Origin of the sequence: Pseudomonas sp. IT-P253 (assembly GCF_949768125.1) — a bacterium.
GTDB lineage: Bacteria > Pseudomonadota > Gammaproteobacteria > Pseudomonadales > Pseudomonadaceae > Aquipseudomonas.
Window position 1 is genome coordinate 57,283 of record NZ_CATKPT010000055.1, and the last position, 12,541, is coordinate 69,823.

The window sequence follows — 12,541 nt, forward strand, 5'->3', positions numbered from 1 at the left end:
CGTTTTATACCGCCAGCGCCATATAGAACTGAGTGCCCTGCCCCGGTCGCGAATAAACACCCATCCGCCCGCCGTGCAACTGCACGATTTCCTTGCACAGTGCCAGGCCAAGTCCGGCGCCGCCCTTCTTGCGACCGACCTGGACAAAGGGCTCGAAGATCCGACCCTGCTGGCCATAAGCAATACCTTCGCCATTGTCCTCGACGCTGATGATCACCCGCTCCCCGTGGCGCCGGGCCTGCAAGCGTATCCGCCCTTCGGGGGCAGTATGGCGCAACGCGTTATCAATCAAGTTATCCAGCACCCTGTCCAATTGGGTTTTATCAGCCTGCAACCAGGGTAATGGCCCCTGCACTTCAATCAACAGATCGATGCCCTTCTGCGTCGCAGGATCGGCAAAACGCAACCGGGCCTGTTCCAGCAATTCCTCGATGGAGCATGGCGCCAGCGAGAGTTTCTGCAACCCGTTCTGATAGCGCGAGAAATTCAGCAAGTCGTTGATCAACTGCATCAAACGCTGCATTTCTTCATTCACGGTGTCCAGCAGGTCGGCTTCACGCGAATCCGCAGCAAAGTGCGTGCGCTCGCGGAACAGGCCGAATGCCATGTGCATACCGGTGACCGGCGTTCGCAATTCATGGGAGGCGCGCAGCACGAATTCGCTGCGTACCCGTTCGAATGCCCGTTGCTCAGTGACATCATGCAAGACCATCACGGCGCCAAGAATATGACCCTGCGTATGGCTGACCGGCGTCAGGCTGTAGGTCAGCAAACGCGACTCACCATCGACCTCGACACTCAAGTCCTCCGGTGCGCGCTCAAGGGTCCCGCCTCGCAGCACCAGTTGCAATTGTTCATCGAGCTCGGGCCGCTCAAGAGCCGCGCCCAACCCCTGACCCAGACGATCAGTGTCCCAGCCTAACTGACGCTGGGCCACCGGGTTGAGGTGCTCCAGATGGCCCTCGCGGTCGATCATCAACAAACCATCGTCAATGCTGTCGAGTACGGCCTGCAAACGCTGCTGGCCGGCCAGAAGCTCATCAATATTTGTGGCCTGATGTTGGCGCAGCGCCTCGGCCATGATGCCAAAACGCTTGGTTAACCGGTTCATCTCCATCGCTGAGGAAATCGGCAAGGTCACTTCGAAATTGCCTTGACCAATGTTGTCCGCGGCCTGCGCCAAGGCCTCGATCGGTGCGCCAAACCGCCGAGCGATGGCGTGGGCGGTGACAAAACCGATAATCAGTACCGCCAACCCGACTAACCCGATCAACCCGGCAATCAACAGCGCTCGATCTCGCGACTGGCGTTGCGTTTCGGCGATGTTATCCAACGTTCGCTGGTGCTCGATAATCAACCCGCTGCGCAGTGCGTTGAATCTCTCTGTCAGCTCTTTATTGCCACTGAGCACATGGGGCGAATCCGGAAGATCCAACGCCTGCAAGAAACTCAGGTAATCATCCTTGGCCTGTATGAACCCATACTGGTTGTCTTCACTCCTCTGTTCATGGGTGATGCCCTCATCGAGCAGCTGGAGATAATGTTGTTTGGACGCTTCAAAAGCCGCGGCATCGGGCTTTTCGTTGAGCAGCAGGATTAACTGATCACCCAACGTTTGACGCAGCTTGAGCCCCAGGTCCAGCGTGACAAAGTTATTGCGCAGCAGCGCCTCCTGGCTCCCGGCCATCTGCATCACGCTGACCAGCCCAAGCAAGATCCCGAGCAACGCGACGGTGATCAGTGCGGAAATACTCAGAAAAAGCCGGGTACGCAACTTCATCGCCAGTTTCATCGAGGCGGGCTCACAAGTTGTACTGCTTGCGTTTGCGATACAACGTCGAAGCGTCGATACCCAGGGTCTTGGCGGCCTGATCCAGGGTTTCGGCCGTGGCGAGGACTGCGCCGATGTGGGCTTTTTCCAGTTCATCCAGGCTTAGCGCCGCGCCGATACGTGGCGCGTTGTTGATCGGGGTTTCGGCCATGCCGAGGTGGCTGATCTCGACTCGCTCCTGTGGACAAATAATGCTCGCCCGCTCCACCACGTTGCGCAGCTCGCGGATATTCCCCGGCCAGCGATAACTGAGCAGCGCTTCGCGTGCTTCATCACTGAAACCCCGTGCAGGACGCGCGTACTCCTTGACGAAACGGGCCAGAAAACGGTCAGCCAGGGTCAAAATATCTTCCCGGCGCTCACGCAGCGGCGGCAGGTGCAAGGTGATGACATTAAGGCGATAGAGCAGGTCTTCACGGAAACGGCCGTCGCGCACCATGTCTTCCAGGTTTAGATTGGTGGCCGCAAGGATTCGCACATCGGCTCGGCGGGTCACCGGATCGCCAACACGCTCGTATTCTTTATCCTGGATGAAACGGAGCAACTTGGGCTGTAACGCCAACGGAAAATCGCCGATTTCATCAAGAAACAGGGTTCCGCCGTCGGCCTGATTGACACGCCCAAGGGTGCTTTCGCTGGCTCCCGTAAAGGCGCCACGACTGTGGCCGAAGAGCTCGCTTTCCGTGAGTTCGGTGCTCAGGGACGGGCAGTTGATGGTGACGCAGGATTTCTTCGCGCGCTTGCTCCAGCCGTGAATGGCCTGGGACAGCTCACCTTTACCCGTGCCGGACTCGCCGAGAATCAAAATGTTGGCATCTGTGCTGGCGACCTGGCGGGCGGTTTCGAGTACGACTTTCATCGCCGGGCTGTGGGAATCCAGACCATCCTTGGGTTTGCGTACTTCGCCTTCCAGCGCTTCCAGTCGCGCCGACAGCTGCCTCACTTCCAATTGCTTGGCGGTGGCGAGGCGCAATTGATCGGGACTGCAAGGCTTGACCAGGTAGTCGGCGGCACCTGCCTGAATCGCATCGACGGCGGTATCCACGGCGGAGTGAGCGGTGACGATCACCACCCGCATCCAGGGTGCCTGAATGCGCATCTGCGCCAGAACATCGAGTCCATTGTCTTCGCCCAGACGCAAATCGAGGAAACACAGGTCGAAAACCTGGCGCTGCAACAATGCATCAGCCTGCGCCGCGCTGCTGGCGGTAGCGACGCTGTAGCCTTCGTCTTCGAGGCAATAGCGGAAGGTACGCAGGATGGCGGATTCATCATCCACCAGCAGAATGCGGCCTTGATGCTCAGTGGCAGATTCCATCTTCCTACGCTCCTTAAAGAATAATCTTGGGTTAGTACCGGAAAAATCGGGCAAGTTGCATGGTTGATTCTGGTCGATTCCAGCCATCACAGGTAACTATCTCTTTAACTTCCGGCTAATGACCTGATTTTGTTGGCTTTTCATCGCCAAGCCAGTTTCCAGGCAATTGCCTACGTCCCTGTGTGACATCTACGCCCTTCTCTCAATTCAAAAATATTCAAAGCTCCTACGAATCTATCGTGCATTACGCACGACGTTAGAAGGAGCATCGTGCAGGATGCGTCCGAAACGATTTTCGATGACTATCTATGTATTTGATTTACAACGGTTTTTATCCATTAAAAAACTGGCATGCAGGCTGCAATGGTCTGGGTAACCAGGGCATCAATAAACGCCCTAAACCAGTTCACCCCGTGTGGGAGGAGCTTCAGGATGAGTCGCCAACGTGCCGCCCAGATGCGTATCTCGCCACTGCCTATCCAGCAAGGTTTGTTTGCTGTTCTAGCGCTACTGATCACCCTGATCGGCGGCCAGCAATTTCAACGCTGGGAGCAGAGTCAACAGCAAGACGCGGTGCGAGTGTCAATTGAGCACCCGACTCAAACCCATTTCAGCGCCGCCAGCGCCAATCTCGCTGACAGCCCTCCGATGCGAATGATGGACGTCGACCAGGCCCAGCCTGTGAATGAGATGCCTCGTCAGGAACGTTGGGTGTTCTAAAAAACTTGGCGCGTTCGCTGCGCCGGGAAAGCACCACAAGCAATACCTTTAAATAGAAGCGTAAGGAGAATCACCATGTTGAGCTGGGCAATCACATTCTTGATCATTGCCATCGTCGCTGCGGTTCTAGGCTTCGGTGGTATCGCGGGCACCGCCACGGGTATCGCCAAGATTCTCTTTATCGTATTCCTGGTGATGTTTATCGCTTCGTTCTTCTTTGGCCGTCGCGGTCGAGGCTGAATATGAGCGTGGTTAAAGACACTGGCAGCCGCCCTGCTTCCGGGCGGTAGTGCCAAGGCGATAGCGGCCCATGCAGGGCCTGTTGAGGGAACAACTGAAAGTAGATCCACACGGTACTGAATTCGTCATACGAAAGAGGCAGCATTGCTTCTTTCCAGTGCGCTACCCGAGGACGGTAGACGCATGACCAAGGGGTCGGGACGTTCTGCCTGTTTCAGGGGCGGAGTGACCTACGGGTACAGGGAGTGCCTGCGCAAGGGCCGGGTCAGGTAAAGCTGCGACGCAAGTTCGCCGACCCTTCATGGCTCGACGGACTTGCGAAGAGCTTATACGCGCAATGCGTTGATATAGAGCGGACCACTCGGTTTCGCTTCTTCACCATTTCAATCTCCCTTGATTTGCTTGAGAAATACTTTTCTCGGTGTGTGGCGCGCGACCGTACATCGAGAAAAATCGTCGACCTTTTGCCGCGTATTTTCTCCATGTTGCGTGGGATTTTCCTGAAAAATACCCCAATCCAACCTGATCAAAAAGCGCTCAACCTGCCCTGTAATGGCCGGTACACGGCACTTATGACTGCCGATTTGTCGTATTCGAACCGGTTGGGACGGGAGTTTCAGTAAAAAAAGCTCATGCCGATTCGGCATAGGGTAGGCGTTTACGGCATTAGACGTTGCCTCCTTGCATCGGAATAGTTGCGCCTTTTTTCGCCTGCCAGAGAGCCGAAATCACGCGCTCCGGGGCACCTTATACGGGGGCTGGTGCACAAGACTTTTTCGCCACAAGCGTTCCAGTTCTTGCATCTGCCTGAATCAAACGCAAGTAAGGGTAAAAATATGAAGAAGGCAAAACTTAGCCTCGCCTGGCAGATCCTCATCGGTCTGGTATTGGGGATTGCAATTGGTGCGTTGCTTAACCATTTCAGCGCCGAAAAGGCCTGGTGGGTCAGCAACGTCCTGCAACCAGCAGGCGATATCTTTATCCGTCTGATCAAGATGATCGTGATCCCGATCGTTATCTCCTCCCTGGTCGTCGGAATCGCTGGCGTCGGCGACGCGAAAAAACTCGGTCGCATCGGCTTGAAGACCATCGTTTACTTCGAGATTGTCACCACTATCGCCATCGTGGTCGGTCTGATGCTGGCTAACGTGTTCCATCCGGGCACCGGCATCGACATGAGCACCCTGGGTACGGTGGATATTTCCAAGTACCAGGCCACTGCCGCTGAAGTTCAGCATGAACACGCGTTCATCGAAACCATCCTCAACCTGATCCCGTCTAACATCTTCGCGGCCATGGCCCGCGGCGAGATGCTGCCGATCATCTTCTTCTCCGTATTGTTCGGCCTCGGACTGTCGAGCCTGCAAGCGGACCTGCGCGAGCCGTTGGTGAAGATATTCCAGGGCGTGTCGGAAAGCATGTTCAAAGTCACCCACATGATCATGAACTACGCCCCGATCGGCGTGTTCGCACTGATCGCGGTGACAGTCGCCAACTTCGGTTTTGCCTCCCTCCTCCCGCTGGCCAAACTGGTGATCCTGGTTTACGTCGCCATCGCTTTCTTCGCCTTCGTGGTCCTGGGCCTGATCGCTCGCCTGTTCGGCTTCTCGGTCATCAAGCTGATGCGCATCTTCAAGGATGAGCTGGTGCTGGCCTACTCCACCGCCAGCTCCGAGACCGTGCTGCCACGCGTCATCGAGAAGATGGAAGCCTACGGTGCGCCAAAAGCCATTTGCAGCTTCGTGGTGCCGACCGGCTACTCGTTCAACCTCGACGGTTCGACGCTGTACCAAAGCATCGCGGCCATCTTCATTGCCCAGCTCTACGGCATCGACTTGTCCATCAGCCAGCAATTGCTGCTGGTACTGACCCTGATGGTTACCTCCAAAGGCATCGCCGGCGTACCGGGTGTGTCCTTCGTGGTACTGCTGGCCACTCTGGGCAGTGTGGGTATTCCATTGGAAGGCCTGGCGTTCATCGCCGGCGTCGACCGCATCATGGACATGGCCCGTACCGCGCTGAACGTCATTGGTAACGCCCTCGCTGTTTTGGTCATCTCCCGCTGGGAAGGCATGTACGACGACGCCAAGGGCCAGCGCTACTGGAACTCCCTGCCGCACTGGCGCAGCAAGGAAAAACTGCCTGTCGGCGAGATTTCCAGCAACTAAGCAATCTGCTTCTGTAGGAGCGAGCGGTGCGGCGATCCGACTTGCCCGCGAAGAGGCCGGAACATTCAACATCTGTGTTGATTGGTACACCGCCTTCGCGGGCAAGCCTCGCTCCTACAGTACGAAGTTGGTCGCACATGATGTGATGACCCAATTTCGCAGCGGCAACAGGACCCCAAACCAAACCCCGGAGAAATCCGGGGTTTGTCGTTTCTGGCTACCCCGCTATCATTCGCCACATTCTTCGGGGGATTTGACTGATGCTTAATGGCCTATGGCTTGGCTTCTTCATCGTGGCGGCCGTATCGGCGCTGGCGCAGTGGCTGATCGGCGGCAACGCCGGGATCTTTGCGGCGATGGTGGAAAGCATCTTCGCCATGGCCAAGTTGTCGGTCGAAGTGATGGTTCTACTCTTCGGCACCCTCACCCTCTGGCTGGGCTTTCTGCGGATCGCCGAAAAGGCCGGGATCGTCGACTGGCTGGCCAAGGCGCTGGGGCCGCTGTTCCTGCGCTTGATGCCGCAAGTCCCGCCCGGTCACCCGGCTATCGGCCTGATCACGCTGAACTTCGCCGCCAACGCCCTCGGCCTGGACAACGCCGCCACACCCATCGGCCTCAAGGCCATGAAGGCGTTGCAGGAGCTCAATCCCAGCGCGACCGTGGCGAGCAACGCGCAGATCCTGTTCCTGGTACTCAACGCCTCCTCCCTGACCCTGCTGCCAGTGACGATCTTCATGTACCGCGCCCAGCAAGGCGCACCCGATCCAACCCTGGTTTTCCTGCCGATCCTGCTGGCCACCAGTTGCTCGACACTTATGGGGCTGTTGTCCGTGGCGTTCATGCAACGGCTGCGCCTGTGGGACCCGGTAGTGCTCGCCTATCTGATTCCCGGTGCCCTCGCCCTCGGTGGCTTCATGGCGCTGCTGGCGACGCTCTCGTCGGCCGCGCTGGCCAGCCTGTCATCGATCCTCGGCAACCTGACGATGTTCAGCCTGATCATGCTGTTTCTGGTGATCGGTGCGTTACGCAAAGTGAAAGTCTACGAAGCGTTTGTCGAAGGCGCCAAAGAAGGCTTCGACGTGGCAAAAAACCTGCTGCCCTATCTGGTGGCAATGCTCTGCGCAGTGGGTGTGCTGCGGGCGTCTGGCGCGCTGGATTTCGGCCTGGACGGGATTCGGCATCTGGTGGCGTGGGCCGGTTGGGACACGCGCTTCGTTGATGCCTTGCCGACGGCAATGGTCAAACCGTTTTCCGGTAGCGCTGCTAGGGCGATGTTGATTGAAACCATGAAAACGTCGGGGGTGGACAGCTTCCCGGCGCTGGTGGCGGCGACGATCCAGGGCAGTACTGAAACGACCTTCTATGTGTTGGCGGTTTACTTCGGTTCGGTAGGGATCCAGCGGGCGCGGCATGCGGTGGGGTGTGCGTTATTGGCGGAGCTTGCCGGCGTTCTTGGCGCGATCGGCGTTTGCTACTGGTTCTTCGGCTAAACGAGAACCCTTTGTAGGAGCGAGCTTGCTCGCGAAGGCGTATCAGGCGAAATCAATGTGGCTGACCCACCATCGCGAGCAAGCTCGCTCCTACAAGGGGTTATGCCGGACTCAAGGTCTCGCTGGAGGTGCGACTGCCTGCCCTTGTTCAACCGCCCAACTCACTACCTGCGCCGTCAGTTGATCACTCGCCAGACCAAACCCCGTCACCACCGATGACACCTGCATATCACTCAACGGCTGGTGCACTTCAAAACGGCGGCTGGCGAGGATTCTCTGGTCATAACCGCGCACCAGCAATGCATCCAGTCGCACAACGACACTTGCCGCCGAGCCTTGGTACTCGGTCTGAAAGGCCTGCAGACTGCCGCCCAGCTCAAAATCCGCCTGGAAATTGCTGTCGTCGGTACTCAGCAACGGCACCCGGCCATCACGCTGGAATCCGTCCAGCAGTCGATTGCGCAGCAGCACCGGCGCCGGGTCGCTCCAGCGTGAAGCTTTGTAGCTGCTGATCAGGTCGCCTTGCGGGATCACGGCGATTTTCGGGCTGTTCAACGCCTCGCTGGCCTGTGGCTTGGCCAGACGCAGCGACCAGCGCTGCGGGGTGCCATGACTGGCCGATGCGCTGCTCTGTGCCGACGGCAATCGATAAACGTCAGACGGCTCGGCCTTGGGCAGAATCGAGCAGGCGCTGGTTAGTGCGATGCTCGAGGCCAAGGCGAGATAAGTCAGCTTCATGGCGTGAACTCCTTGTTCTTGTCATTGCCCAGCAAGTAACCGCTGGGGTTGGCTTCCAGGCGCTGGGAAATGGCGCGCAACGATGTCAGGGTATCGCGCAGTTCGCGCACGGCAGGGGCCAGGCCATTGAGGCCTTGCATGCCGCTGTTGAGAGAGTCCTGATTGGTCGTGAGCAGCTTGTTGATGGTCGCGCTGCTCTGCTCCAGCGACCTCATTGCCTGCTCGGCGCTGCCGAACATCTGCTTGCCCTGATCATTGAGCAAGCCATTGGCGTTGCGCATCAGCGCCGACGTCTGTTCCAGCATGGCGCCGGCTTGCTTGCCGACCGACGCCAATTGCTGCATCGCCTGGCGAATATCGCCACGCTGATCGGCGATGGTCCCGGTGGTTTGCTCAAGGTGCTCAAGGGTTTTGCTGATGCGCCCGACGTTCTCCGTGGAAAACATCAGGTTGGCGTTTTGCATCAGCGTGCTCACGCCGGCCATCAGGTCGTTGCTGTCGTTGAGCAACCGGGCGATGGGCGAGGGCGATGCGACAATCACCGGCAGATTCCCATCCTTGCCTCTTAACTTCGGACTTTGCGGCGTACCACCGCTGAGCTGGATGATCGATGTCCCGGTGATCCCGGTCAGCGCCAGTTTGGCCTGGGTGTCTTCCTTGATCGGGGTGTCGCCGCCCAGACGAATCCGAGCCAGTACCCGACGAGGATCTTTCGGGTCCAGACGCAACGTCACCACGTCACCGACCTTGATCCCGCTGTACTGCACGGCGCTGCCCTTGGACAAACCACTGACCGCCTCGTTGAAGACGATTTCGTAATCCTTGAACTCGGTATCGACGCTGGACTTGGCCAGCCACAAGCCGAAGAGCAGGGCGCCTGCCACCACAATGACGGTGAACAGGCCAATCAATACATGATGGGCACGGGTTTCCATGTCAGACCTCGTTCAACTGTTGAGCGGCCGTCAACGCCGCGCGGCCGCGAGGGCCATGGAAGTATTGGTGAATCCACGCGTCGTTGGTTTCCGAGACTTTGTCGATGGCGTCCGCCACCAGCACTTTCTTCTGCGCCAGCACCGCCACCCGGTCGGTGATGGTGTAAAGCGTGTCGAGGTCGTGGGTGACCAGAAACACACTCAGGCCCAAGGCATCACGCAGGGTCAGGATCAGTTGATCGAAGGCTGCGGCACCAATCGGGTCAAGGCCGGCGGTGGGTTCGTCGAGAAACAGGATGTCCGGATCCAGTGCCAACGCACGCGCCAGCGCCGCGCGCTTGATCATGCCGCCAGACAGCGAAGCGGGGTACTTGTCCGCTGCCGATAACGGCAACCCGGCCAAGGCCAGCTTCACCGCTGCCAAGTGCTCGGCGTCGGCACGGCTCAGGCCGGCGTGTTCGATCAGGGGCAGGGCAACGTTCTCGGTCACGGTCATTGAAGAGAACAGGGCGCCTTTCTGGAACAGCACACCGAAGCGGCGTTCGACCATGGAGCGCTCATGCCCGGACAGCGTCGGCAGGTTTTTACCAAAGACCTTCACCAGGCCTTCGCTGGGCTGACGCAAACCGACAATGCTGCGCAACAGCACCGATTTGCCGCTGCCGGAACCACCGACCACGGCGAGGATTTCGCCTTTGTACAAATCCAGGTCGAGATTCTCGTGCACGCTCTGGTTGCCGAAGCGATTACACAGGCCACGGACTTCGATCACCGCCTCGCAGGGCGCTCGAGGTAGACGACTCACCAGCCCATCTCCATGAAAAACAACGCGGCTACGGCGTCGATCACGATCACCACGAAAATCGACTGCACCACACTCGATGTCGTGTGAGCGCCGACAGACTCGGCGCTGCCGCTGACCTTGAAGCCTTCAAGGCAGCCAATGGAGGCGATCAGGAACGCGAAGATTGGCGCTTTGACGATCCCCACCAGAAAGTGCTGAACCCCGATGTCGCTTTGTAGCAGCGACAGGAACATCGCCGGTGAGATATCCAGCGATAACGCGCACACCACGCCGCCGCCAACGATGCCCGAGAGCATCGCCAAAAAGGTCAGCATCGGCAGCGAGACCAGCAAGGCCAACACACGTGGCACCACCAACAATTCTATCGGATCCAGACCCAAGGTGCGGATGGCGTCGATTTCTTCGTTGGCCTTCATCGAGCCAATCTGCGCGGTGAACGCACTCGCGGTACGGCCAGCCATCAGGATCGCGGTCAGCAACACACCGAATTCGCGCAGGAAGGAGAACCCAACGAGGTCCACGGTAAAAATACTCGCGCCGAATTTCGCCAGTACGGTTGCGCCAAGAAAGGCCACCACGGCGCCTACCATAAAAGTCAGCAGGGCAACGATGGGCGCGGCATCGAGGCCGGTCTGTTCGATGTGCGCCACCATCGGCGTGATACGCCAGTGTTTGGGGCGAAACAGTTCACGGGCGATGGTTTCCAGGATCAGGCCGACGAAGCCGAGCAATTGAAGGGTGTCCTGCCAGACCGCATCGACAGCGCGGCCGATACGGGTCAACAGTTGAATGCCGACACTGATTTCCGGTTCCTTGACCGGTACGCAGAAGTCAGTCAACGACCGGTAGACCGTCTGCAATAAGGCGCGGTCAGCAGTGGACAGTGTGCAACCGGGATGTTCGGCGGATCGGCCCAAACGCTCGGAGCCCAGCAACTCCACCAGCAGCGATGCCCCGGCCGTGTCGAGCGCGCCGAGGCCATTGAGGTCGATGTGAGTGTTGTCGTCGTATTGGCCGTGAAGCTTTTCGCTCAGCTGCTTGAGATCGGCGTAATGGACAAGCGTCCAGTCACCCGTTACCCGCAATTGCGCGGGTGAGTGAGAGGTGTCCAGTTGGGCATTGCCGGCCGCTGTGCTGCTGGTCATAAGCTCCGTGATTGTTCCGCTGTCAGGCAGAACTACGTAATAGCACGAACCGCATTACTTTTCTTTGATCGGTGTCTTGTCGGTGATCTTGAAGCGCAGAACCCCGATCACCTGACCATCTTCGGTCAACACCCGGACCTGCCAGTCACCGGCCGGATTACCCGGGAAATTCTCTTTGTGGGACCAGGCCCGGTAGCCTTCCTTGCGCCCGCCGTGGATGTCCAGCGGGATGCGATCGACTTCCTTACCGTTGAACTGCCACACATGATAAATCCGCTCGTCCAGACCGCGCGGGGCATTGATGGCGGTATAGGCGTAAAGGCCGCCGCCACGGATCTGATCGGCACTGACCTCATCAAGGCTGTCGCCGGGGCTACGGTCCTGCATTTGCGTGCTGATCGCCACGTCGGTCATCCACAGCGTCGCCGGTGGCACCCACGAACGCAGCACCCAGCCAACGACACCGATGCCCACCGTGATGCTTAGAATCGCCAGCGCGTTGCGCACGGTACGAATCGGGAAGATCGACGCCAGGCTCGGGAACGACAGCACCACGGCCGTGCCCAAGGCGAGCTTGAAACTCTGGGAGGTGGTCAGGTGCAGAATGACGGGCAGGGCGGTCAGCAGTGCTGCGAACAGCGTCAGCGTATGCAACGCGAGGAACGCCCAGCGCCGGGGCGCCAGCCATTTGTAGTAGAGCGGGTCGGTGATGGAAATCAGCGCCGCAATCCCCAGCAGCCCGGTAAAAAGCAACTGGCCGCTGTTCCAGGTGGTGGTGATGAAAAAAAACGGCAGGACGAAGAACAGGCTTTCCTGGTGGATCATTTGCGTGGCGTAACGCAACAGCGGTTGGGGAATTTCGCGCTTGAAGGTCTTGGCGAACAGCTTGGTGAGGCTGTTTTCCAGCATCAGCCAGATCCAGCTGAGCACCATGATGACAGTGATCCAGGTCGCCAGGCCCTGTTGGCGGTCCACCAGAATGAAGCTGCCGACCCCGGAGATAAAACCTCCGAGCGCAATGACCCCGGGATAGCGCTTCATCAATTCCAGGATGCGCTGTACGAAAAGGGTCAGATTAGGCATTCGGCGGTTCGCATTAGTCGTAGGAAAAATCCCCGACAGCGTACCGTCCGCGCGACAGCGTGGCGAGG

Annotated in this window: 11 protein-coding genes; 4 read left to right on the plus strand and 7 right to left on the minus strand. The window is 58.5% G+C overall.

Features of this window, described 5'->3' with window-relative positions; all coding sequences use genetic code 11:
- Positions 1-4: 4 nt before the first annotated feature.
- On the minus strand, positions 5-1,792 hold the full coding sequence (locus ACM6IR_RS22730) for an ATP-binding protein (RefSeq protein WP_414909775.1): 1,788 nt from the start codon (positions 1,790-1,792) through the stop codon (positions 5-7).
- Between the two features lie 10 nt (positions 1,793-1,802).
- Entirely contained in the window at positions 1,803-3,149 is a 1,347-nt protein-coding gene (gene algB, locus ACM6IR_RS22735; protein WP_414909776.1) for a sigma-54-dependent response regulator transcription factor AlgB, read from the minus strand.
- 432 nt (positions 3,150-3,581) lie between these two features.
- On the opposite strand from algB, the gene ACM6IR_RS22740 reads away from it, so the two are divergent.
- The 4 genes from ACM6IR_RS22740 to ACM6IR_RS22755 all read left to right on the plus strand — a co-directional run bounded on the left by ACM6IR_RS22740 (position 3,582) and on the right by ACM6IR_RS22755 (position 7,767).
- Positions 3,582-3,869: a hypothetical protein gene (locus ACM6IR_RS22740; protein WP_414909777.1), complete on the plus strand. Its 288-nt coding sequence runs from the start codon at positions 3,582-3,584 to the stop codon at positions 3,867-3,869.
- Positions 3,870-3,944: 75 nt separating this feature from the next.
- Positions 3,945-4,109, plus strand: a complete 165-nt coding sequence (locus ACM6IR_RS22745) for a DUF1328 domain-containing protein (RefSeq protein WP_414909778.1) — start codon at positions 3,945-3,947, stop codon at positions 4,107-4,109.
- An 836-nt stretch (positions 4,110-4,945) separates the two neighbouring features.
- A complete protein-coding gene (gene gltP, locus ACM6IR_RS22750; protein ID WP_414909779.1) occupies positions 4,946-6,277 on the plus strand; it encodes a glutamate/aspartate:proton symporter GltP in 1,332 nt (443 codons plus the stop codon).
- Between the two features lie 260 nt (positions 6,278-6,537).
- Positions 6,538-7,767: a nucleoside recognition domain-containing protein gene (locus ACM6IR_RS22755; RefSeq protein ID WP_414909780.1), complete on the plus strand. Its 1,230-nt coding sequence runs from the start codon at positions 6,538-6,540 to the stop codon at positions 7,765-7,767.
- Positions 7,768-7,878: 111 nt separating this feature from the next.
- Here ACM6IR_RS22755 and ACM6IR_RS22760 read toward each other — a convergent pair whose 3' ends face one another.
- From ACM6IR_RS22760 to ACM6IR_RS22780, 5 genes are read right to left on the minus strand one after another with little or no spacing between them, the layout of a single operon-like run.
- Positions 7,879-8,505 carry an ABC-type transport auxiliary lipoprotein family protein gene (locus ACM6IR_RS22760; protein ID WP_414909781.1) on the minus strand — a complete coding sequence of 209 codons (627 nt, stop codon included), beginning with the start codon at positions 8,503-8,505 and terminating at the stop codon, positions 7,879-7,881.
- Positions 8,502-9,440, minus strand: a complete 939-nt coding sequence (locus ACM6IR_RS22765) for an MlaD family protein (protein WP_414909782.1) — start codon at positions 9,438-9,440, stop codon at positions 8,502-8,504. Before ACM6IR_RS22765 ends, ACM6IR_RS22760 begins: the two co-directional genes overlap by 4 nt.
- A 1-nt stretch (position 9,441) precedes the next feature.
- The gene (locus ACM6IR_RS22770; RefSeq protein WP_414909783.1) at positions 9,442-10,245 is read right to left on the minus strand and encodes an ABC transporter ATP-binding protein; all 804 of its coding nucleotides are present in this window, start codon (positions 10,243-10,245) and stop codon (positions 9,442-9,444) included.
- Entirely contained in the window at positions 10,242-11,390 is a 1,149-nt protein-coding gene (locus ACM6IR_RS22775) for an MlaE family lipid ABC transporter permease subunit (protein ID WP_414909784.1), read from the minus strand. Before ACM6IR_RS22775 ends, ACM6IR_RS22770 begins: the two co-directional genes overlap by 4 nt.
- Before the next feature lie 54 nt (positions 11,391-11,444).
- Entirely contained in the window at positions 11,445-12,473 is a 1,029-nt protein-coding gene (locus ACM6IR_RS22780; protein WP_414909785.1) for a DUF5924 family protein, read from the minus strand.
- Between the last annotated feature and the right edge of the window lie 68 nt (positions 12,474-12,541).